The organism is Pseudochrobactrum asaccharolyticum (genome assembly GCF_003314995.1).
GTDB classification, from domain to species: Bacteria; Pseudomonadota; Alphaproteobacteria; order Rhizobiales; family Rhizobiaceae; genus Pseudochrobactrum; species Pseudochrobactrum asaccharolyticum.
Genome location: NZ_QNRH01000002.1, coordinates 245,661 through 268,373, shown reverse-complemented (window position 1 = coordinate 268,373; position 22,713 = coordinate 245,661). Strand labels below are relative to the sequence as shown.

At 52.7% G+C, this 22,713-nt stretch carries 24 protein-coding genes; 15 read left to right on the top strand and 9 right to left on the bottom strand.

From position 1 onward, the window contains the following. The first annotated feature begins 57 nt into the window (after positions 1 to 57). On the top strand, positions 58 to 1,278 hold the full coding sequence (locus DFR47_RS05825) for a multidrug effflux MFS transporter (RefSeq protein WP_113943467.1): 1,221 nt from the start codon (positions 58 to 60) through the stop codon (positions 1,276 to 1,278). Here DFR47_RS05825 and phnF read toward each other — a convergent pair. Then, positions 1,275 to 2,033 (bottom strand): phosphonate metabolism transcriptional regulator PhnF, encoded by a 759-nt coding sequence (phnF, locus tag DFR47_RS05820; protein WP_113943466.1) that lies wholly within the window; start codon positions 2,031 to 2,033, stop codon positions 1,275 to 1,277. The two genes, DFR47_RS05825 and phnF, sit on opposite strands and share 4 nt — an antisense overlap. 111 nt (positions 2,034 to 2,144) lie before the next feature. On the opposite strand from phnF, the gene phnG reads away from it, so the two are divergent. The 14 genes from phnG to phnN all read left to right on the top strand — a co-directional run bounded on the left by phnG (position 2,145) and on the right by phnN (position 14,024). Next, the gene (gene phnG, locus DFR47_RS05815; protein WP_113943465.1) at positions 2,145 to 2,633 is read left to right on the top strand and encodes a phosphonate C-P lyase system protein PhnG; all 489 of its coding nucleotides are present in this window, start codon (positions 2,145 to 2,147) and stop codon (positions 2,631 to 2,633) included. Beyond that, positions 2,633 to 3,244, top strand: a complete 612-nt coding sequence (gene phnH / locus DFR47_RS05810; protein WP_113943464.1) for a phosphonate C-P lyase system protein PhnH — start codon at positions 2,633 to 2,635, stop codon at positions 3,242 to 3,244. The genes phnG and phnH overlap by 1 nt, the downstream gene beginning before the upstream one ends. Before the next feature lie 3 nt (positions 3,245 to 3,247). Then, positions 3,248 to 4,363: a carbon-phosphorus lyase complex subunit gene (locus DFR47_RS05805; protein ID WP_113943463.1), complete on the top strand. Its 1,116-nt coding sequence runs from the start codon at positions 3,248 to 3,250 to the stop codon at positions 4,361 to 4,363. Next, positions 4,360 to 4,773, top strand: coding sequence for a FosX/FosE/FosI family fosfomycin resistance hydrolase (fosX, locus tag DFR47_RS05800; RefSeq protein ID WP_113943462.1), 414 nt, complete (start codon positions 4,360 to 4,362; stop codon positions 4,771 to 4,773). The genes DFR47_RS05805 and fosX overlap by 4 nt, the downstream gene beginning before the upstream one ends. Before the next feature lie 3 nt (positions 4,774 to 4,776). Further along, positions 4,777 to 5,685, top strand: coding sequence for an alpha-D-ribose 1-methylphosphonate 5-phosphate C-P-lyase PhnJ (locus tag DFR47_RS05795; protein ID WP_113943461.1), 909 nt, complete (start codon positions 4,777 to 4,779; stop codon positions 5,683 to 5,685). Further along, positions 5,682 to 6,470, top strand: a complete 789-nt coding sequence (phnK, locus tag DFR47_RS05790) for a phosphonate C-P lyase system protein PhnK (protein WP_022710285.1) — start codon at positions 5,682 to 5,684, stop codon at positions 6,468 to 6,470. The genes DFR47_RS05795 and phnK overlap by 4 nt, the downstream gene beginning before the upstream one ends. A 2-nt stretch (positions 6,471 to 6,472) precedes the next feature. Continuing rightward, positions 6,473 to 7,192 (top strand): phosphonate C-P lyase system protein PhnL, encoded by a 720-nt coding sequence (gene phnL, locus DFR47_RS05785; protein WP_113943460.1) that lies wholly within the window; start codon positions 6,473 to 6,475, stop codon positions 7,190 to 7,192. Then, complete coding sequence (locus DFR47_RS05780) at positions 7,189 to 7,803, top strand: LbetaH domain-containing protein (protein ID WP_113943459.1); 615 nt, start codon at positions 7,189 to 7,191, stop codon at positions 7,801 to 7,803. Before phnL ends, DFR47_RS05780 begins: the two co-directional genes overlap by 4 nt. A gap of 163 nt (positions 7,804 to 7,966) precedes the next feature. Next, complete coding sequence (phnC, locus tag DFR47_RS05775) at positions 7,967 to 8,815, top strand: phosphonate ABC transporter ATP-binding protein (RefSeq protein ID WP_113943458.1); 849 nt, start codon at positions 7,967 to 7,969, stop codon at positions 8,813 to 8,815. Positions 8,816 to 8,861: 46 nt separating this feature from the next. Next, positions 8,862 to 9,779 (top strand): phosphonate ABC transporter substrate-binding protein, encoded by a 918-nt coding sequence (phnD, locus tag DFR47_RS05770; protein ID WP_113943457.1) that lies wholly within the window; start codon positions 8,862 to 8,864, stop codon positions 9,777 to 9,779. Between the two features lie 69 nt (positions 9,780 to 9,848). Next, positions 9,849 to 10,814: a phosphonate ABC transporter, permease protein PhnE gene (phnE, locus tag DFR47_RS05765; protein ID WP_113943456.1), complete on the top strand. Its 966-nt coding sequence runs from the start codon at positions 9,849 to 9,851 to the stop codon at positions 10,812 to 10,814. A gap of 3 nt (positions 10,815 to 10,817) precedes the next feature. Beyond that, positions 10,818 to 12,173, top strand: a complete 1,356-nt coding sequence (gene phnE / locus DFR47_RS05760) for a phosphonate ABC transporter, permease protein PhnE (protein WP_113943455.1) — start codon at positions 10,818 to 10,820, stop codon at positions 12,171 to 12,173. A 114-nt stretch (positions 12,174 to 12,287) separates the two neighbouring features. After that, the gene (locus tag DFR47_RS05755) at positions 12,288 to 13,442 is read left to right on the top strand and encodes an alpha-D-ribose 1-methylphosphonate 5-triphosphate diphosphatase (RefSeq protein ID WP_113943454.1); all 1,155 of its coding nucleotides are present in this window, start codon (positions 12,288 to 12,290) and stop codon (positions 13,440 to 13,442) included. Between the two features lie 30 nt (positions 13,443 to 13,472). After that, positions 13,473 to 14,024: a phosphonate metabolism protein/1,5-bisphosphokinase (PRPP-forming) PhnN gene (gene phnN / locus DFR47_RS05750; RefSeq protein WP_245416463.1), complete on the top strand. Its 552-nt coding sequence runs from the start codon at positions 13,473 to 13,475 to the stop codon at positions 14,022 to 14,024. Between the two features lie 59 nt (positions 14,025 to 14,083). Here phnN and ccoS read toward each other — a convergent pair whose 3' ends face one another. The 8 genes from ccoS to ccoN form a co-directional block, all read right to left on the bottom strand. After that, entirely contained in the window at positions 14,084 to 14,251 is a 168-nt protein-coding gene (ccoS, locus tag DFR47_RS05745) for a cbb3-type cytochrome oxidase assembly protein CcoS (protein WP_113943452.1), read from the bottom strand. Between the two features lie 4 nt (positions 14,252 to 14,255). Continuing rightward, positions 14,256 to 16,502, bottom strand: coding sequence for a cation-translocating P-type ATPase (locus DFR47_RS05740; protein ID WP_113943451.1), 2,247 nt, complete (start codon positions 16,500 to 16,502; stop codon positions 14,256 to 14,258). Then, positions 16,499 to 17,047, bottom strand: a complete 549-nt coding sequence (locus DFR47_RS05735) for a FixH family protein (protein ID WP_113943450.1) — start codon at positions 17,045 to 17,047, stop codon at positions 16,499 to 16,501. The genes DFR47_RS05740 and DFR47_RS05735 overlap by 4 nt, the downstream gene beginning before the upstream one ends. Before the next feature lie 121 nt (positions 17,048 to 17,168). Beyond that, on the bottom strand, positions 17,169 to 18,725 hold the full coding sequence (gene ccoG, locus DFR47_RS05730; protein ID WP_113943449.1) for a cytochrome c oxidase accessory protein CcoG: 1,557 nt from the start codon (positions 18,723 to 18,725) through the stop codon (positions 17,169 to 17,171). A 307-nt stretch (positions 18,726 to 19,032) separates the two neighbouring features. Further along, the gene (gene ccoP, locus DFR47_RS05725) at positions 19,033 to 19,896 is read right to left on the bottom strand and encodes a cytochrome-c oxidase, cbb3-type subunit III (RefSeq protein ID WP_113943448.1); all 864 of its coding nucleotides are present in this window, start codon (positions 19,894 to 19,896) and stop codon (positions 19,033 to 19,035) included. After that, positions 19,889 to 20,047, bottom strand: coding sequence for a cbb3-type cytochrome c oxidase subunit 3 (locus DFR47_RS05720; RefSeq protein WP_113943447.1), 159 nt, complete (start codon positions 20,045 to 20,047; stop codon positions 19,889 to 19,891). Before DFR47_RS05720 ends, ccoP begins: the two co-directional genes overlap by 8 nt. Positions 20,048 to 20,058: 11 nt before the next feature. Then, positions 20,059 to 20,790 (bottom strand): cytochrome-c oxidase, cbb3-type subunit II, encoded by a 732-nt coding sequence (gene ccoO / locus DFR47_RS05715; RefSeq protein ID WP_113943446.1) that lies wholly within the window; start codon positions 20,788 to 20,790, stop codon positions 20,059 to 20,061. 14 nt (positions 20,791 to 20,804) lie between these two features. Beyond that, a complete protein-coding gene (ccoN, locus tag DFR47_RS05710; RefSeq protein ID WP_113943445.1) occupies positions 20,805 to 22,445 on the bottom strand; it encodes a cytochrome-c oxidase, cbb3-type subunit I in 1,641 nt (546 codons plus the stop codon). Between the last annotated feature and the right edge of the window lie 268 nt (positions 22,446 to 22,713).

Sequence of the window (22,713 nt, the reverse complement as noted above, 5' to 3'; positions counted from 1 at the left end):
ACTTATTAGATTGTTTTAAGAACTGGCGCAAATTCTGAATAAAGAAAGGAATGCGCCATGACCACATTGGCTGCGCAAACGGAGACACTCCGTAAAACACCGGCTTTGTTGCTTCTGGCGCTGCTGGTTACTCTGCCGCAAATCGGCGAAACAATTTATACGCCTTCTCTGACCGATATGGCGCGGGGTCTGAATATTTCCGCATCGGCGGCGCAAACAACACTGAGCATCTTTTTTGCCGGTTTCGCGCTTGGCGTTTTATGCTGGGGGCAGGTGTCCGATCATATCGGGCGACGTAAAACCATGATCATCACACTGGCATTGTATCTGCTGGGTTGCCTGATCTGTCTTTCCGCATCCTCATTGTGGGTGCTCAATAGCGGACGTTTCATTCAGGCTTTCGGTGCGGCCAGCTGTTCGGTGGTGATTCAATCCGTCTGCCGTGAGGCATTCAGCGGTGAGCGTCGCGTGGTTGTATTTACAACAATTGGTATGCTCATTCCTGTTTCCGCGGCAGCAGGGCCGTTTATCGGCGGTCTGAGTGTCACGCTCGGTGACTGGCGTACCGCTTTCATGGTGCTGCTGATGCTCGGTGCTGTCTCTCTGGTGCTGGTCTGTGCGGCTTTTCCTGAAACTCTGGTAAAGCAGAACCATAAATCATCCCTGATGCAGATTTTGGCACGGATGCTGCGTGATCCGCAGGTGATCGGCACAGGCCTGCTGATCGGTATCGGTAACGGCATTATTTTCAGCTTCTATGCGGAGGCACCGTTTCTGCTGATTAATATGCAGGGCTTGTCACCCGTTACCTATGGCACGCTTTGTATGCTGGTGGTGTCCGGCAGTATCTGGGGTGGTATGGTGATGCGCCGTTTGAATACGGCAGGCTATACAAGTCAGACGGTGATGATTGCAGGTATTCTGTTGCTGGCTTGTGCCGCTGCCGGTTTGCTGGTCGTGAGCCTGCTGACAACAGGACAGCTTTATCTTGTGTTGTTTACCGGTTTTTCCGTGGTTTTGTTTGCCGGATTTACCCTTCTGACAACCGCCTGTCTGCATGGCGCATTGCAGCATTATCATGATGCTTTGGGCACGGCAGGTGCTTTACTTGGTCTGTTCTACTATGCGGTGATCACAGCGCTTACAGAGGGCATGGCACTGCTGCACAGTGGCTCAGCGCTGGTTTTCCCGATCTATGCGCTGGGGCTGAGTATGGCAGCAGCACTGATATTCTACGCCTTTATTTACAAGGCAAAGGTTGCTGCTCCTAAAGCCTAATCATCATTCAGCGACATGCTCTCAATTGAGAATTCCATGCGATCAGCAGGAAAGCGTGTCGCTGAATATTCCACCGGCACGCCATTGGTATCGACATTGAGGGATTGAGCCGTGAGCACAATCGCACCCGGTGTGAGCTTCAGATGCAGCAGATCCTGTCCGTTGGCATGCTGGGCGGAAATCAATGTGGATTTGCGGAAATAATCAGCAATACCCGATTGCTTCAGCGCCTGTGTAACCGAACCGCTAGCCTTGTAAAATTCATCAAATTGCGGAAAGCGCTGTTGATCAAACCAGCTGTCAGACATGGAAACCGGCTGGCCATCGGCAATGGATAATGTCTCGAAATGATGCACCTGTGCAGTCTCATCATTGAGTTGCAGGGCATGGGTAACTTCAGCGGATGGCTTTTCAATCCTGTGGGCGAGAATAACCCGCTCCTGCTGTGTAATCTGTTCGGCGAGGCTGGTCGACATGCGCGTGCGTTTGCTGATGGGGTAGGTCAGCCGCTTGGCATTGGCGATAAAAGTCCCGCGCCCTTGCTCTGCCCGTAACACGCCTTCCTGTGTTAAAGCCGCAATAGCGCTGCGCACCGTATGGCGGTTGACGCCAAAGCGGGCAGCCAGTGTCATTTCCGGTGGCAGTTTTTCGCCGCGCTTGAAATGGCCGTGTTTAATTTCCCTGCGAATCTCATCTGCAATTTGCCGCCAGACAGCCACGCCGCTGTTGCGGGCGATTTTTGTTGTTTCTGCCATTTATTTTGTCGCAGCCCCGCTGATTGTCATGCGCTTGTCACCAAGAGCATTTAAGACAACAATTAATGTCTAGTTGTATAGATAAATAGACAATTTAGAGCGGTGTGTCAAATGAAGAATGAAACCGAAAATCTACCCGATAACTTGCAGGGCGAGCGACGTAAGGTTGCTGCTTTGCTGGCAAAGGCGGAGTTGCAGGAGCTGGCTTCCTTCTGGAGCAATCAATCAGAGCAGCCGCAGGTCGATGTACTGCGCGGCCCTGAAACCGGACTGGTGATGGTGCGTGGCCGGATTGGCGGCGGCGGTGCACCGTTTAATCTGGGCGAGACAACCGTGACCCGTGCGACTGTGCGCGTGGCATCAGGTGCTTCTTCGGAAGGTTCTGTTGGTCATTCTTATGCGCTTGGCCGCGATCATGAAAAAGCGCGTCTGGCAGCTATTGCTGATGCTTTGTGGCAGGCGCCGCAGAGCCGTGCGGCTGTGGAACGTGATCTGTTGCAGAAAATTGCACAGCGTCTTGATGTGCGCAGCACCCAGCGTCGCCGTGAAGCCGCGGCAACGAAAGTGGACTTCTTCACCATGGTTCGGGGAGACGACTAATGGCTTTTGATAATCAGGCTTTTGAAGGCGGTTTTGCTGATGCCGTTTATGATGCGCAGACCTGCTTTCGCGCATTGATGGATGCGCTGGCTAATCCGGGCACCATCCAGTCGCTGACGGCGGAGACACAGCCGCCATTGCCGCTGACAGCGGAGCTTGGTGCTATTGCACAGGCACTGTTTGATCACGATACCAAGGTCTGGCTCGACAGCCGTTTGGCTGCAAGCAGCGCGGTGCGTGAATGGCTCTCGTTCCAGACCGGTCTGGAGCTGGTGTCTGAAATTGGTGAGGCGCATTTCGCGCTGGTCAGCGATATTGCTCAGATGCCGCCGCTGGATGTGTTTGCCAAAGGCACATCGGAATATCCTGATCGTTCAGCCACTATTATCATGGCGCTGGACGGCTTTACGGGCACACAGACGCTGCAGCTTCAGGGGCCTGGTATCGAGCATGTCCGTGATTTTGCGCCAAGCACTTTGCCGGTGCGTTTCAGTGAGCAATGGGCAGCGAATGCGGCCTTGTTCCCGCGTGGTGTGGATCTGGTTTTTGCCGCACCTAAAACCGTTGCCGCACTGCCGCGCAGTACTAAACTTATCAAAAACGGAAATTGAACCATGTATGTTGCAGTTAAAGGCGGTGAAGCCGCTATTCAGAATGCACATCAGTTGCTGGGTGACCGCCGCCGTGGTGACCGTTCAGTACCGGCCTTACAGCTGGAGCAGATCGTGGAGCAGCTGGGTCTGGCCGTTGACCGCGCTATGGCCGAAGGCGCGCTTTATGACCGTGAGCTGGCAGCGCTGGCAATCCGTCAGTCGCGCGGTGATCTGATCGAGGCGATTTTTCTGGTGCGTGCTTATCGTACCACCTTGCCGCGCTTCGGCTATTCCGAGCCGTTAGACACAGCGCAGATGCTGGCAGAGCGTCGCATTTCCGCAACCTTTAAAGACCTGCCGGGTGGCCAGCTTCTGGGACCGACTTTCGATTACACCCACCGTCTGCTGGATCCGGAAATGTCCGGCGATCATCCTGTGGCGCAAGGTGTGCAGCGCGATGATGAGACAGTCGACGAAGACATGCCGCGTGTGACCGATATTCTCGGTGCCAATGGCATGATCGAACCGGATGGCGAGATGCCGGAAGGCCATGTACCGGGCGATCTGACCCGCGAACCGTGGACATTTCCGATGGAGCGCGATCTGCGTTTGCAGGCTTTGGCACGCGGCGATGAAGGCTTCCTGCTGGCGCTGGGTTACTCCACACAGCGCGGTTATGGCCGCACGCATCCGTTCGTGGGTGAAATCCGCATCGGTGAAGTTGAAGTTGAGCTGGACGTGCCGGAACTTGGCGGTCTGGTGTCGCTGGGCAGTATACAGGTGACTGAGTGCCAGATGGTCAACCAGTTTGCCGGTTCTGCAACGCGCCCGCCGCAATTCACTCGTGGCTATGGTCTGGTTTTCGGTCAGAGCGAACGCAAAGCGATGTCGATGTCGCTCTGTGACCGCGCGCTGCGCACCGCAGAATTTGAAGAAGACATTACTGCACCGGCACAGGATGAGGAATTTGTGATTTCCCACTCCGACAATGTGCAGTCGACCGGCTTTGTCGAGCATCTCAAATTGCCGCATTATGTGGATTTTCAGGCTGAGCTTGATCTTATCCGCCGTATGCGTGCCGAATATGCACAGGCGCATGGCAATGCGGAAGCCAATCTTGCCGAGGCCGCAGAATGATCGAAGGTCTTTCTCATATCACCTTCATCACCAAGGATCTGGCGCGGATGACGCAAATCCTCACGGGTGTTTTCGATGCCCGTGAAGTCTATGCCAGCGGCGATCAGCAATTTTCACTCTCCGAGGAAAAGTTCTTTCTGATCGGTGATCTCTGGATCGCGGTGATGCAAGGCGAGGCGCTGCCTGCCCGTAGCTACAATCATATCGCGTTCAAAATCGCGGAAGATGATTTCGACGATTATGCCGCCCGTATCATGGCGCTGGGACTGGAGATGCGCCCGCCGCGTCCGCGCATCGAGGGCGAAGGGCGGTCCCTCTATTTCTATGATGACGATAACCATTTGTTTGAGTTGCATACCGGCACTCTTGAACAGCGGCTGCAGCATTATGCACAGGGTGCAAAGGGTTGAACCATGACTGTTATAGCGAATTATAATTTTGCTTATCTTGATGAGCAGACCAAGCGGATGATCCGCCGTGCATTGCTTAAAGCCATTGCGGTGCCGGGCTATCAGGTGCCTTTTGCAAGCCGTGAAATGCCGATGCCTTATGGCTGGGGTACCGGTGGTGTGCAGGTGACCGCTGCGGTTTTGGGCGCTGATGACACGCTGAAAGTGATCGATCAGGGCGCGGATGATACCACCAATGCCGTGTCGATCCGTGCATTCTTCGAAAAGACCGCGCAGGTTAAAGTGACGACCCGCACGGAAGATGCAACCATCATCCAGACCCGTCACCGTATTCCAGAAGCACCGCTCAAAGAAGGCCAGATCCTCGTCTATCAGGTACCGATCCCTGAGCCGTTGCGTTTTCTGGAACCACGCGAGACAGAGACCCGCAAAATGCATGCACTGGAAGAATACGGCCTGATGCATGTCAAACTCTATGAAGATATTGCCCGTCATGGCCATATCGCCACGACCTATGCCTATCCGGTGAAAGTCGAAGACCGTTATGTGATGGACCCTTCACCGACACCGAAATTCGACAATCCGAAAATGCATATGTCACCGGCCTTGCAGCTGTTTGGTGCAGGACGTGAGAAGCGTATTTACGCTCTGCCGCCTTACACCAAAGTGGTTAGCCTCGATTTCGAAGATCACCCGTTTGAGGTGCAGAAATTTGCCCAGCCTTGCGCGATGTGCGGTGCCAAGGGCGTCTATCTTGACGAGGTGGTGCTGGATGACAAGGGCGGCAGCATGTTTGTCTGCTCCGACACCGATTATTGTGAAACACGACAGGCCGACGGCCATGTTGGTCATCTCTCTGCAAATAACAAAGATATCGGACAAGCGTCCTCAGGTCTGGAGGCAGCCCAATGAGCGATATAAATCATGATACGCCTTTGCTGCGTGTAAACGGATTGTCGAAATTCTACGGCAATCGTCTTGGTTGCAGCAATGTTTCCTTTGAGCTGTATCCGGGTGAAGTGCTGGCGATTGTCGGCGAGAGTGGTTCGGGCAAGACAACATTGCTCAACTGTCTTGCCACACGCTTGCAGCCTTCTGTCGGCGCTGTCGAATACCGGATGCGTGACGGCCAGTTCCGTGATCTGTACCGGATGAGTGAGGCCGAACGCCGCTTTTTGATGCGTACGGACTGGGGCTTTGTGCACCAAAACCCTTCTGACGGTTTGCGTATGACGGTCTCCGCCGGTGCCAATGTCGGCGAGCGTCTGATGGCTGTCGGTGATCGCCATTACGGTAAAATCCGTGAAACGGCGACAGACTGGCTTGGTCGTGTGGAAATCTCTGCCGACCGTATTGATGATCAGCCGCGTGCATTCTCCGGCGGTATGCGTCAGCGTTTGCAGATCGCCCGCAATCTGGTGACTGCACCGCGCCTGATTTTCATGGATGAGCCGACCGGTGGTCTGGACGTATCCGTGCAGGCACGTTTGCTCGATCTGTTGCGCGGTCTGGTGGCTGATCTCGGTCTGGCTGCGATTGTTGTGACCCACGATCTGGCTGTAGCGCGTCTGCTATCGCATCGCATGATGGTGATGAAAGACGGTCATATTATTGAAGCCGGTCTGACCGACCGCGTGCTGGATGATCCGCAGGCTCCTTATACGCAACTGCTCGTTTCCTCGATTTTGCAGGTTTAATCATGACTATGCCCCTTATTGTCTCGGAAGTGGCAAAGAGCTTCACCATGCATTTGCAGGGCGGTGTTAAATTGCCGGTGGTGAATAATGTTTTCTTTGCGCTGAAAGCCGGTGAATGTGCCGTGCTTGGCGGCCCGTCCGGTGCCGGTAAAAGCTCGATCCTGAAAATGGTCTATGGCAATTATGCCGTGGACGAAGGCCAGATCATTCTGCGCCATCACGGCAAGCAGATTGATATTGCCTCGGCTGATCCGCGCACTGTTATGGCTGTACGTCGTGATACCATCGGTTATGTCAGTCAGTTTTTGCGCACTGTGCCACGCGTCAGCGCACTGAATGTGGTGGCTGATCCGTTATTTGCCCGTGGTGTTGATCGCGAGCAGGCGCAGGATAAAGTCCGTGAATTGCTGGCCATGCTCAATCTGCCGCAGCGCCTGTGGGATCTGCCGCCGGCCACGTTCTCCGGCGGTGAGCAGCAGCGTGTGAATATTGCCCGTGGTTTCATCACCGATCATCCGGTTCTGTTGCTCGATGAACCAACTGCCTCACTCGATGCCAAAAACCGTGAAGTTGTTATGGAATTGATCCGTCGCAAAAAAACAGAAGGCGTGGCGATGCTCGGCATTTTTCATGATGAAGATGTGCGTGAAGCCGTGGCTGACCGTATCATTGACGTGACCGAGTTTGCTCCGGATTATGTGCGTCAGGGAGCAGATGCATGACCAGATTGTCAGAACAGCCGTTTATCCATCCGGATACGGAAATTTCCGACAGCACATTCGGTCGCTATACGGAAATTGGTACCCGTTGTCGTATTTCTGAAACGGAAATGGGCGACTATTCCTATATTGAGCGCGACGGCATGGTCTGGTGCGCCAAGATCGGTAAATTTGCGAATATTGCCGCCTCTGTGCGTATCAATGCCACCAATCACCCGATGTGGCGCGCAACACTGCATCACTTCACCTATCGCGCCAATGATTACTGGCCGGATGCCGAGCAGGAGGCGGATTTCTTTGAATGGCGCCGCGCTCATGAAGTGACCATTGGTCATGATACATGGCTGGGACATGGTGTAACCGTTCTGCCTGGTGTTAAAATCGGCAATGGCGCGGTCATCGGTTCCGGTGCGGTCGTTTCCAAAGACGTCGCGCCTTATACGATTGTTGGCGGCGTGCCTGCCAAACGCATTCGTCAGCGTTTTTCAGACAGCATTGTTGAGCGTCTGGAAGCTCTGGCATGGTGGGACTGGGATCATCAGCGCCTGCGGGATGCACTGGATGATTTTCGTAAACTTGAGATTGAAGCTTTTCTTGAAAAGCATGGCGGTTGATTAGCCAAACTGCTGAATCCAATAGCAGAACAGAGCCGCCGGAATTTTCGGCGGCTTTTTTGTCAAAAATCTGATTCAGAATTTTCATATAGATGTAATATAAGTTACATTTTCGTTTCATATCACGCGCCTAATTTCGCATGGAAATTGATAGAGGGCGCTGATGCTTAAACTTCAAAATGTAACCCGTCGTTTTGGCGGTAATACTGCGGTTGCAGATGTAAATCTGGAAATCCCGCAGGGCCAGATGGTGGGTATCATTGGTGCATCGGGCGCGGGAAAATCCACGCTGCTGCGTATGATCAATCGTCTGATTGATACGTCTGACGGTTCGATTGTTTTCAAAGATCAGGATGTATCGCGTCTGCGTGGCTCTGAATTACGTCGTTGGCGCAGTGATTGCGCAATGATTTTCCAGCAGTTCAATCTGGTGCCGCGTCTTGATGTGCTGACCAATGTGCTGCTTGGCCGTCTAAATCAGCGCTCCACGGTCAAAAGCCTGATGGGTATTTTCTCCCGCGAAGAGCGTGCGCAGGCTATCGCCAATATTGAGCGTCTGGATATTGTCAAAACCGCCTTGCAGCCGGCAGGTACACTTTCCGGTGGTCAGCAGCAGCGCGTGGCAATTGCCCGTGCATTGATGCAAAGCCCGAAGGTCATTCTTGCTGATGAGCCGATTGCCTCGCTTGATCCGCGCAATGCGCAGGTCGTGATGAGCGCATTGCGCGATATTAATCAGCGCGAAGGCCTGACCGTTATCACCAATCTTCATACGCTGGATACAGCACGCACCTATTGCGACCGGATTATCGGTATGCAGGGCGGACGCGTTGTGTTCGATGGTACGCCTGCTGATCTGACACAGGCTGCAGCCCGCCGCATTTATGGTGCCGAAGCTGATGATGAAAGCTTCTCGGAAGCGGTGACATCCACAGCATTGGAACAGCCGCAGCCTCCGGTCAGCCCGCAAGTGGCACGACAGGTCGCAAAGCTCGTTGCAGACGCACAATAACACTCATCCAAAACCAAACGATAATCGTTTAACAGGAGAATGGTTCATGACCTTCAAGAAGCTTTTGCTCGGCGCCGTTGCGCTGTCCGCAGTGGCAACCGCAACCGCAGCGCAGGCAGATAAGCCTGAAGTGTTCCGCGTTGGTATTATCGGCGGCGAAAACGAAGCCGACCGTCTGCGCAATTACCAGTGCATTATTGACCAGTTGCCAAAGGCAATCGGCGTTAAGGAAGTTAAACTGTTTCCTGCTGCTGACTATGATGGTGTTATTCAGGGTCTGCTCGGCGGCACACTAGATTATGCAGAGCTTGGCGCTTCCGGCTATGCCAAAATCTATCTGACCAAAGAAGATGCTGTTGAACCGATCCTGACCACTGAACAGACTGACGGTTCGACCGGTTATTATTCGATCATGGTTGCCCGTAAGGACAGCGGCATCAAGACTATTGCCGATATGAAAGGCAAGAAGCTTGGTTTTGCTGATCCGGATTCCACTTCCGGCTACCTCATTCCGGTAACTTCGCTGCCAAAAGATCTGAGCGGCGCGACGGTTAAAGATTACTTCAACGAAACCGGTTTTGGCGGCGGCCATGAAAATCTGGTTCTGGCTGTTAAAGACGGCAAGTTTGATGCCGGTACAACTTTCGGCTCCGGCGTTGGCAGCTTCGATGAAGGTTACACATCCGGTAACCTGCGCAAGATGGTCGACAAAGGCCTGATCGATATGAAAGACTTCACAGAAGTCTGGAAATCCCCGCTGATCCCGAACGGCCCGATCGTTATCCGCACAGCCATTGATGCTGATCTGAAGGCCAAGTTCAAAGCCTATATGCTGGATCTGCCAAAGACCGATCCTGAGTGCTTTGCTTCCACAATGGGCGGCGATTTCAAGTCCTACATCGAAGTGAACAAAGATTTCTACCAGCCGGTTATCGACGCACGTAAGTCGCAGATCGGTCAGTAAGATTAAGTTGCGGCCAGTGTCAAAGAATGATGCTGGCCGCATTTTTTTATTCTTTTTTAGGCGGGCCTGATGACCCATTCTGTTTCTAAGCCATCCCTGTCCGGTGAAGCCGCTTTGGTTGAGCAGCACTGGCGAGAGCTGTCCTCCCGACGTCGTACCTATACGCTGCTGATTATCGGTGGCTTGTTTCTGGCGCTCTCCGCATCTTTGTGGTTCGCCAATGAAAGCAATGCCGGTAAATTCTGGGAGCGTCTGCCGCATTTCTTCGATTTCGTCGGTGATATGGTGCCGCGTGACGGCTGGGAAGTTTGGCGGGCTCTGTTTGATCTGCCGTCACCTTATTTCGACGGTAGTCAGAAATATGATTATGAGGCAGGCCGCGTCTATCTGTTCGGCAGCGGTTTTTATATTCCTGAATATTTCTACAAGATGCTGGAGACGCTCAATATTGCCATGATGGCAACTTTGATCGGCTTTTTCTTTGGTTTTATCCTGTGTTTCCTTGCAGCTAAAAACCTGACAACCAGCCGTGCACTGCGTTTCTTCGTGCGCCGCTATATGGAAATTCTGCGTGCTTTCCCTGAGATCGTGATTGCCGGTTTCTTCGCTGCCATTCTTTCGCTGGGGCCAATTCCTGCGATTTTTGCGGTTGGTATTCATACGATCGGCGCTCTGGGTAAGCTGTTTTTCGAAGTGGTAGAGAATGCCGATATGAAGGCAGAAGAAGGCCTGCGTGCCGTCGGTGCCAACTGGTTTGAGCGTGTCGGCTTCGGCATTGTGCCGCAAGTCATGCCGAACTTCATGTCCTATGCCTTCCTGCGTTTCGAGATCAATGTTCGTGCATCCACCATTATCGGTGCGGTTGGCGGCGGCGGTATCGGTGAGGCATTGCGTCTGTCAATCGGTCATGGCCATCAGGCAAAAACACTGGCGATTGTGTTTCTGCTGCTCGTTACAATCATTGCGGTGGATCAGACCTCTGCATGGCTGCGCGGCCGTCTTGTCGGCGCTCAGGCCTTTCAGTTCGGAGCGTAAAAAATGACAGCTTTGACTTTAAACGCCGCTCAGATTGCTGATTACGAAAACCGTTATCCGCAGGTCTTTCGCCGCCCGTTTTCCAAGCGCTATACATTGCCGCTGATCGGTTTGGGTATTGTGCTCTATATGGCCTATAGCTGGTGGTTCTTTGCCATTGGCACAGTGCTGTCGGAAGGTCAGTGGGATCGTGCCGGTATTACTGCCCGTCAGTGGTACTCCTATGAAGTGCGCCCGACCATACGTATGAATGGTGATGAGGCAAAAGTAACCTATCCGCGCTTTTCGGTGCTGGGCAAGAATCCTGATCCGGAATGGGTGCAGCAGGCCAATGGCCGTACCAGTGTGATTTTCGGCAGCTCTGAGGCGCTGCATCTCAGTGGTAATACGGTCGTTGTGGAGCATGGCGGCGAAGTGCTGAATGTGCGCATTGATGCTGATGCTGCCCGACCTGTTGATGATAAGCCGCTGCCGTCATGGGCAGTGCTGAAAAATGATGAAGTGCAGGTGGATTTCGGCTTCTCCGGTGAAGCCCGTATCATGCCGGAGCGTATCACCGTTAATCGCCGTTTCTTCGGCTGGCCGAACTTTGTGTTCGATACCAATTCGCCATTCTGGGGTAAGTCAGCTGGTGAAGTTACATCACTGATCGTTTCCGGTGAGCGTATCAAACCGGAAATGTCCAATCTGTCGCTGGCTTTTGATAATATCTGGAACAATGCTGAATGGCAGCACGGCGATGTCTGGATCAAGATGCTGCAGACGATTGTCATGGCTTTTGTCGGTACATTGTTTGCCGGTATGCTCGCGCTGCCGCTGGCTTTCATCGCCGCGCGTAATATTACACCGAACTTCTTCGCCAATCAGATTACCAAGCGCCTGTTCGACTTCCTGCGCTCGGTGGATATGTTTATCTGGGCACTGTTCTTCACCCGTGCTTTCGGACCGGGACCGCTGGCTGGTATTTCGGCGATCTTTTTCACCGATACTGGTACGCTGGGTAAACTCTATTCGGAAACGCTGGAAAATATCGACGATAAACAGCGTGAAGGTGTGAAATCGGTTGGTGCATCACCGGCGAATGTGCAGCGTTATGGCGTTATTCCGCAGGTAATGCCGGTCTTCCTCAGTCAGATGCTGTATTTCTGGGAGTCCAATACCCGCTCGGCAACGATTATCGGTGCGGTGGGTGCCGGTGGTATCGGTCTGAAACTTTGGGAAGCCATGCGCACCAACTCCAACTGGGCAAACGTCGCCTATATGGTGATCCTCATTTTGATCGTGGTGTTTGTCTTTGATGCCATTTCCAATGCGCTGCGCTCACGTTTGACCGGTGATCGCCGCGTCTCACAGAAATGAGACAAAAACTTCAAATCAGCGTTGTGTGATTGTCACAAAACTCCTGTAGGCCACAGCTGTCCTGCATGATCACAGCGATCATGCAGGACAGTTTTGGTTAGCAGGAAAATTCCGATGACACGCGACACGCGCCCTTCCGATATCGTTTTTAAAAATGCCCGCATCATCCTTGAGGATGAAGTTATCACCGGTACAATCCAGATCCGTGACGGAAAGATCGCTGATATCAGCGCTGGCAATGGCATAAGCGGTGAAGATTTTGGCGGCGATTATCTGATGCCGGGTGTTGTGGAACTGCATACCGATCATCTTGAACACCATTATGCACCGCGCCCGAAAGTCCGCTGGAATGCCGATGCGGCACTGATGGCGCATGATGCACAGATTGCTGCTTCCGGCATCACTACAGTGTTTGATGCCCTGCGCGTTGGTATGGACGGCGATATCGACATTAATTCTGACGATATGGTGCTGCTTGCTGATGCCATTGCTGATGGCCAGAACAATAGCCGCCTGCGTGCAGACCATTACTTGCATCTGCGCTGCGAAGTGTCTTCGCCGAATTGCCTTGATGCGTTTGAACTGTTTGAGCACAATCCTCAGGTGAAAATTGCCTCGCTGATGGATCACGCTCCGGGGCAGCGTCAGTTCGCCAGTCTCGATGCCTATAAGACCTATTATATGGGTAAGCAGAAGATGACACAGGCGGAGTTCGAGGCCTATTGTGATCGTCGCCTGGCAGAATCTGCCGCCAATTCCGATCGTTTCCGTAAAGAGATTGCTGCCCGTTGTCAGGCAAAAGGTATTTCGCTGGCCAGTCATGATGATGCGACACTTGCCCATGTGGATGAAGCGATTGAACAGGGTATTCATGTGGCAGAATTCCCGACAACGCTGGAAGCCGCTAAAGCCTCAAAAGAAGCCGGTATGGCTGTTTTGATGGGGGCACCGAATATTGTGCGCGGCTCATCCCATTCCGGCAATGTCTCGGCGCGTGATCTCGCTTCCGCCGGTCATCTCGATATTCTGTCCTCCGACTATATTCCTTTCAGCCTGATACAGGCGGTTTATACACTGCCGCAATTGGTTGATGGTTATACGCTGCCGCAGGCGATCAATCTGGTTACCCGCAATCCGGCGAAAGCTGTCGGTTTTGCAGACCGCGGAACACTTGCATCGGGCAAACGGGCTGATATGGTTCGCGTTCATATGCAAAATGCGATACCGGTGGTACGCTCAGTGTGGCGGGAAGGGCAGCGCGTGCTGTAAGCTGCGCTTGTAAATGACGGAATGAGTGAAATGACCGGTATTTTTGTTGCCGTTGTGGGGCCGAGCGGTGCGGGCAAAGACACAATCATTGATTATGCACGCACGCATTTGCCGCAGGATGGCAATTACCACTTTGTGCGTCGCGTGGTAACCCGTGATGCTCACGGCAACACGGAAGATCATGATACATTGTCAGAAGCCGATTTTCTGAAAGCGGTTGAGCAGTCAGAATTTTGTATGCATTGGCAGGCGCATGGTCTGTATTATGGCCTGCCTGCTTCCGTGGAACGTGTGCTTGCAAATGGCGGCGTGGTGATTGCCAATCTGTCACGTAAAGTCTTACCGCAATTGGCCGAGCGTTTTCCCCGTGTGGCAATTGCCCATATTACGGCAAGTCCGGCAGTGCTGGCACAACGTCTTGCATCGCGCGGACGCGAAACGCCAGAATCAATTGCATCACGTTTACAGCGTCAGCAGCCGGTGGAAGCCGGTGATCTGCCGCTCTGGACAATTGATAATTCCGGCGAGGTGTCGGATGCCGGTGATGCATTCACCGCACGTCTCAAAGCTTGCCAGTCCTGAACTGACATATTCAGATAAAATAAAAAAAGGCGATACCGTTTGCGGTATCGCCTTTTTATTTATGGTTTTTCCTGTGCCGGTCTGTCATCATCATCCGGCAGAAAAATCCGGTTGGCGGCACCATCCATATCCTCATATTGCCCGCTTTTCAGTGACCATAGAAATGCTGCGAGCCACATACCGCCCAGAAACAGGGCGATGGGAATGAGGAAAATCAGGATATTCATAATCTCAGGCCTTTTGACGCTTGAGCAGGCTGAGAGGAGAGACCGCTTTTGGATCTTTCTTCTTGCCCGCTTTCAGGCGAAGGGCGTTGCTGACCACGAGGATCGAAGACAGCGACATGGAAAGCGCTGCAATCAGCGGTGTAACATAGCCGAACAGCGCAATGGGTACGGCGATGATATTATAAACCAGTGACAATGCAAAGTTCTGACGGATCAGTTTGCCTGCCTCACGGGAGATTGCCACTGCAAGCGGTACGGCTGTCAGACTGTCATGCAGGAAGACGAAATCCGCAGCATTACGACCGATATCCGCGGCTGTTGCCGGAGCCATGGAAACATAAGCCGACATCAGCGCCGGTGCATCGTTCAGCCCGTCACCAACCATCAGCACTTTGTGGCCTTCATTGGTACGCTCGGTCACCAGTTCCGATTTATGAGCAGGCAGAATTTCCGCGCGATATTTCTCAATACCCAGCTGATGGGCCAGCGTCTTGACGGCCAGCTCTTTGTCTCCGGAGAGAATTTCCACGCTGAGTTTTTCATCTTTCAGCGCCTGCACAGAGCGGGCAGCATCATCACGCGGGCTGTCTTCAAAACGGAAGGCCTCGAGCAGGTTGCCATTGCGGGTCAGAACGGTTTCTGTGCCGGTACCCGCTGAGTCTTGTGCATTGTCTGCAACTGCCCAGTCACGACGACCAAGACGATAAATATCCTGCCCCATACGGGCTTCAATACCGGCACCGCTCACTTCTTCAATCAGATCAAAGCGGATGTTCTTTGCCGGATTGGTGAAGGCGGTCAATGCACGCGACAGCGGGTGACGGGAATAGAGTGCCAGTTCTGCGGCCAGTTCAAGCGCATTTTGATCAAGAGCGCCGCGTTCCATCAGCTGTGGCTGACCGAGGGTTAGCGTGCCGGTCTTATCGAACATCACGCTGTCAATTTCAGCCATGCGCTCCATAGCGGAGCCGTCTTTGACCATGATGCCGTTTTCAAACAGACGACGCGCGGCCACAACCTGCACAATCGGCACAGCCAAGGCCAAGGCGCACGGGCAAGTGATAATCAGTGTGGTGATGGCGACATAAGTGGACTTGTACCAGTCACCGGTCAGGTAGAACCAGACGACAAAAGCCAGAAATGCAGTGGTATGCACAAGCGGTACATAAAGCGCGGAAGCACGGTCTGCCAATTGACGGTAACGGGCGCGACCACCTTCTGCGGCATCCATCAGGCGCACCATTTCCGCAAGGAAAGAATTGTCGGCAGAGGCGGTGGCTTTTATCGTCAGCGGCGCGGTCAGGTTCATGGTGCCTGCACGGATTTTCGACCCTTGCGTCACCGGAACCGGCACACTCTCACCGGTCGCAATGGAACAGTCGAGATCGGAGCGGCCGCTTTCAACTACAGCATCGACCGGCACACGCTCACCAACGGCCAGAATAATGCGCATGGATGGGCGGATATCCGCAATCGGCATGAAATTATGCTGATTATCATCGCCGATCACAACAGCACCGCGTGCTGCCAGCTGGCTTAAACCTTTAACAGCAGAGCGTGCGCGTTCACGCATCACGTGATCAAGTGTGCGGCCGATCAGCAGGAAGAATAGCAAGGTCGCTGATGCATCGAAATAGGCGTGCTGACCGGAATTGAGCGTTTCATACACACTCATGCCAAAGGCCAAAGTGATCGCCAGCGAAATCGGCACATCCATATTACTGCGACCGTGTTTCAGCGCATTCCATGCGGACATGTAGAAAATACGGCCGGAATAAACCAAAGTCGGCAGTGCAATCAGCCCGGACAGCCAGTGGAACATATCACGTGTTGCTGCATCCGCACCGGACCAGACCGATACGGAAAACAACATGATATTCATGGAGGCAAAACCGGCAACCGCCAACGCGATCAACAGGCGGGAAAGCTGCGGATCTTTGTCGTCACCGAGTTCAAAAATATGAGCGGGATATCCGGCTTTCTGCAGTGCATCAATCACGTGTGGTGGTTCGATGCCGTCCTGCCAGCGGATGGAAACCCGTTTGGAAGACAAATTGACACGCGCATAGCTGACCTCAGGCAGCGCTTTCAGCGCACTTTCGACGGTCTGGATACATAGCCCACAATGAACAGAAGGAACGGCCAGATCAAGCTGACGCTGACCGTCTCCGAGGATGCGGCTTGCCAGCAACAACTCCTCCGGACGATAATCCGCAGCAGAAAATTGAATACCGGAGCCGCAGCAACTCATTTTGCTGTTCCTTTCGCAACGTGGTCATCATCAATGACCACAAACTTACCATTGGTAATATTCACACGGTGAACCTGACGATAGGGTTCTTCAAGATTGGCATAGGTGTTGACTTCAACAACCCAGTTGCCGTCTTTCAGTTCCGCCTCTGCGGAGAGCATATTGTCTCCGGCAGGCAGCATATTCAGGGTCTGATCTTCTTTTTCATTCACCGGACGACGGAAAACGGCAGTGGCACCAACCGCTTTGATCGGCTCACCATTGATGTCGGTCAGATGATAGGTGACGACACCGTTCTCATAATTCAGATGTTCCTGCCAGTTCAGCGCTGCATGCGCTTTACCGATAATGGATTTCTCGTTGAATTCCTGGCTGGCGACATAGGAGTTCTGCACAACAAGACCGGACCAGCTTCTGATCGCGGATGTCGCCATGATAAGATTTACAATGATGATGACACCAAAGAAGGCGACCATAATAGCGAGCATATGCCAGCCGGTAAATTCACGACCCTGTGCAGGGGGCGATGTATCTTGCTTGATCATCTGCTTGTCTCCGTAATCAGAGCGGCTTCAGTTTATATTGAAACGTTGAAACCGCTCTATCTCTTTATTTTTACGCATTACCTTCAAGTAAAGCTGTTTCCGGCTTTGGCTTGGAAATGCTTCAGCGCTTTTCAGGGGCAATGAAGGTGGCTTTATAGGTTGCCGATTCCGTGCCGTTAATGTCACGAACCGTCATAGTGAAAGGTGTACTGCCTGCTGCAATGGCATCTTTAGGCATCACAACAAAGACTTTCAATGTTTTCAGGCGATCCGGCTCGGCATTGAATACATGCTTGCCCGAACCGTCAGCAGCCTGATCCGGCACATTGACCTCTGCCTGCGGCAGACCGTCGACGATCAGTTCAAACTGGCGTGGTTCATTGACCATGTTGAGCAGTTTAACGGTGTAACCATTACGGATGGAACCGTCAGACAGCAGCACATATTGCGGATTACGATCCTGCAAGACGTTAATGCCGATCCGCTCGCGCATCAGCAGCGTTGTAATCAGTGCCACACCGATCAGTGCCCAGATCGAGAAATAGAACAGGCTGCGCGGACGGAACACTTTGGACATTTTCAGCTGCTGCACCTTATCATTAAAGGTGTTTTTAGCTTCATAAACGCGGGTCGGCTCAATCGGAGCGGTGCCGTCATTGGTGGCCAGTGCCATATTGGCATCGTAATCGGACAATGTGGAATAGGAAATCAGGCCGCGTGGCTTGCCGATTTTGTCCATAACCGAGTTACAGGCATCAATACACAGCGCACAGGTAATGCATTCCAGCTGCTGCCCGTCACGGATATCAATCCCCATCGGACAAACGGCAACACAGGCATTGCAGTCAACGCAGTCACCAACGCTCTCACCGGCAGCAATGGCCTTTTTAGAGTTGCGTGTCCGTGGTTCGCCGCGCCAGTCATTATAGGTTACTGTGAGCGAGTTCTCATCAAGCATTGCGGCCTGAATGCGTGGCCACGGGCACATATAGGTACAGACCTGCTCGCGCATCAGACCGCCGAAAACATAGGTCGTGGCTGTCAGAATAGCGACAGTGATATAGGCGACCATCGCGGCCTGACCGGTGATAAACTCCATTGCCAGTGTCGGTGCGTCAGCAAAGTAGAAAATCCACGCACCACCGGTCATAACGGCAATAGCGAGCCAGATCGTATGCTTGGTCACCCGTTTTGCCAGCTTGTTGGCATTCATCGGAGTGTTGTCGAGTTTGATACGGGCATTGCGGTCGCCTTCGACGGCGCGTTCAACAACGAGAAACAGATCAACCCAGACGGTTTGCGGGCAGGTATAGCCGCACCATGCACGTCCCGCGACACTGGTAACGAGGAACAGCCCGATACCGGCCATAATCAGCATACCGGCTACGTAATAGAATTCTTGCGGCCAGATTTCGATGAAGAAGAAGTAGAAACGGCGATGGGCGATATCAATCAGAACGGCCTGATCCGGCGCATAGGGACCACGATCCCAGCGCAGCCACGGCGTGAGATAATAGATGCCCAGCGTGATGAACATGATAATCCACTTGAAGCGGCGGAAATCACCACTCGCTCGCTTCGGGAAAACCTTGACGCGAGCAGCATAAAGAGGACTGCGTTTTCCAGACGAATTAACCGCCTGTGCATCGATACGTTCAAACTCACCAGTATCAGACATGGTATACTCCGGGGGCTAGAGCGGTTTACGTCCGGATTGGATCACTGCGTTCGCTCTAATTTTTTAGTTGTCGCATTATCACGGATGTCAAGTTGGCCTAACTTGACTGTGAAATGCTTTAGAGCAGTTTGAAAGCTTGGGGCGTCTTCATCATTAACTGCGCTAATAATTAATCAGAGCGGTACCGGCCGGAGCGGAAACTATACTTTGGCAGTACCGTTCTGATTAACTGCCCGATATTTTAATAATCGGGCTGCTTGGTTGATTGCCGGCCGGTGCATCAGGCTCCGGCCGGTAATGATTTTTCTTACTCACCACCACCGAGGGAGTGAACATAGATTGCCAGCTGCTTAACAGTGGTATCGCCGAGACGGACTTCCCATGCCGGCATCACACCGTGCTGAGGTTTTCTGACCTGTTTGGCAATATCAGCTTCAGACGAACCATAGAGCCAAATCGCATCGGTCAGATCCGGCGCGCCGAACTCCTTGCTGCCCTTGGCATTTTCGCCGTGGCAGGCTGCGCAGTTTTCAGCAAAAATCTGCTGACCGGCAGGGATGAGCTTGGCATCATGCGGTGTCGATGTCAGGCTGGTCACATAGGCTGCAACTTCGCGGATTTGCTGCGGTTCCAGAATATCGCCGTAAGCAGGCATTTCCGAGATGCGCGTATCATCGTCATCTTTGGCGCGGACACCGTGACGGATGGTTTGCAGGATTTCGTCAATCGAACCGCCCCACAGCCAGTCATCATCATTCAGGTTCGGATAACCGGGTGCACCCTGTGCACCGGAACCATGACACTGAACGCAGTTCACACGGAATGCGGCTGCACCACCGGCAACTGCAAACTGGTTGAGCTGCGGGTCAGCCATGATTTCCTGAACCGATTTTTCCTTGATGGCAGTCAGAGTTTCCTGACGTTCACCCTGAATTCGTGTGTTTTCTTTCCAGAAATCACCACGGCTTGACCATTCCAGCACACCGGTCGTTGCGCCGTTGATCAGCGGCCATGCCGGATAAGCAATCGTATAGGCAATCGCCCAGACAATTGTTGCGTAGTAAGCATAGAGCCACCAACGTGGCATCGGGTTGTCGAGTTCTTTGATGCCGTCCCATTCGTGGCCGGTTGTCTCAACGCCTGTTACGTCGTCAATTTGCTTTTCACTCATTGTTTTCGTCCTTGAACGGAATGGCTTTCGCAGCATCGGCAACTTCTTTGCTGCCTGGACGGAAGGCGTAGAAGACAACAAATAGGAAGAAAAGGAACATGCCTAACAGCCCCCAGCTGTCGGCAAAGTGGCGCAAGGTATTATAATCCATGCTGAACCTCCTTAACGTGACTTAGGCGACTGATCATAGGTTGAGAAATCAACCAACGTTCCCAGCATCTGCAGATAAGCAACAAGCGCATCCATTTCGCTAATGACCTTCGGATTGCCATCGAAATCGCCTACTTTGGCTTTCGGGTAGCGGGCGAGCAAAGCTGCGGTATCCGCATCCGGATCAGCCTGCGCTTTGATATCCGCCATGGCATTATCCAGCATCTCCTGCGTATAAGGCACGCCGACTGCCACATTGGCCTTCAGATCATCAACAATGCTGTTCACGTTCAGCGGTGTATTCATCAGGAAGGCATATTTTGGCATCACGGATTCAGGCACGACAGCGCGTGGCTCAATCAGATGCTGCACATGCCATTCATTGGAATAGCGGCCGCCGACACGAGCCAGATCAGGCCCGGTACGCTTGGAACCCCACTGGAACGAATGGTCATACATGCTTTCAGCCGCAAGGCTGTAATGACCATAGCGCTCAACCTCGTCACGGAACGGACGGATCATCTGGGAGTGACAGGTATAGCAACCTTCACGCACATAGATATTACGACCGGCCAGCTCCAGAGGAGAGTAGGGGCGCATGCCCTCTACCTTCTCAATGGTGTTTTGCAACCAGAACAGCGGAGCGATTTCCACGAGACCGCCGACAGTCACCACAACAAGTGAACCGATCAGCAATAAAGTAGCGTTTTTTTCAATCAGCGAGTGTTTTTTGAGAATAGACATAACTCACCTGCTCCTTATTCTGCCGGTTTCAAATACGGGCCGGTATTGGCGGTTTTAATGATCGGAGTTGAGCCCGGAATAAGGGCTTCATTTCTCTGATCGCCTTTGATTGTCTTGTAGACGTTCCAGGCCATAACCAGACCACCGGCCAGATACATTACGCCGCCAAGTGTACGGATGACATAGTAAGGGAACATGGCAAGTACAGTTTCAGCGAAGGAGTAAACCAGGAAGCCCTGATCATCATATTCGCGCCACATCAGACCCTGCTGGATACCGGCAACCCACATAGCAGCGGCGTAAAGCACGATACCCAGTGTTGCGAGCCAGAAATGCCAGTTGACCATGCGGATGGAATAGAGACGTTCACGGTTCCACAGACGCGGTACAAGGTAGTACACGGCAGCAAAGGTGATCATGCCATTCCAGCCCAGAGCACCGGCATGAACGTGACCAATGGTCCAGTCCGTATAGTGCGACAGGGAGTTAACGGCCTTAATCGACATCAGCGGGCCTTCGAATGTTGCCATGCCGTAGAAAGCAATCGCGGCAACCATCAGACGAACGACCGGATCAGTACGGATCTTGTCCCATGCGCCGGAAAGCGTCATCAGACCGTTGATCATACCACCCCATGACGGCATCCACAGCACGATCGAGAAGACCATACCCAGTGTCTGCGCCCAGTCAGGCAAAGCTGTATAATGAAGGTGGTGAGGACCAGCCCAGATATACAGGAAGATAATCGACCAGAAGTGCACGATCGACAGACGGTAGGAATAAACCGGACGGTCAACCTGCTTTGGTACAAAGTAGTACATCATCGCAAGGAAAGGCACTGTCAGGAAGAAAGCCACGGCATTATGACCGTACCACCACTGGGTGACCGCATCCTGCACGCCGGAGAAAGCCGAATAGCTTTTCACGCCGAGGAAGGAGACCGGAATTGCCAGATTGTTGATGACGTGCAGCATGGCAACGGTGATGATGAAGGACAGGTAGAACCAGTTGGCCACATAAATGTGCGGTTCTTTACGCTTCATCAGCGTACCCATGAAGATCACCAGATAGGCAACCCAGACAATGGTCAGCCAGATATCGACATACCATTCCGGCTCAGCATATTCACGGGACTGGGTGATGCCCAGCAGATAGCCGGTACCGGCCATGACGATGAACAGGTTGTAGCCCCAGAACACGAACCATGCCAGATCGCCGCCGAAAAGGCGCGCACGGCATGTGCGCTGAACTACATAGAAAGATGTGGCGATCAGGGCGTTACCGCAGAAAGCAAAAATAACAGCTGATGTGTGCAACGGACGGACACGGCCAAAATTTAGCCATGGTCCGAGGTTCAAATCAGGGAAAGCGAGCTGCGCAGCGATGAAAACGCCGACGAGGAAACCGACAACACCCCAGAATACCGTGGCAATGATACCATAGCGGATCGGGCCATCCATATAAACGGAGTTGTCTTCTTTCACAGGTTTCAGGCTGTAATCTGCATTGCGCAGCAGCAGGACTGTGAAAACAACGAGTGTAAAGAACAGAACCCACATATGGCTTCTGAATAATGGATCATGTGTAAAGCCCGCGGCTAAGAGTGCCAGAAAAGCACCCACCCCCGAGATTACAATTCCCGCAGCGTAATTCATGAAGATTCCCCTCGCGCGCGCAACAAGTTTTGCCCGGTCATTGCGGGAATGCCGCAATACGAGCAATATGGATCCATTATATGAAACGGCAGAAAATAGTCATTGATTTAAATCAAACAGAGCCCTGTGCTGCGGGGAGTAAAACCAGCTCTGATTTTGTACTTTTGTTGAAGGAGCAAGGCTGCGGTAAAACACTGTGCAAGTGTTGATTTTGTTAATTCAAAAGATATTTAATTCTAATATTCAGAACAGTAATTATCTTAATGTA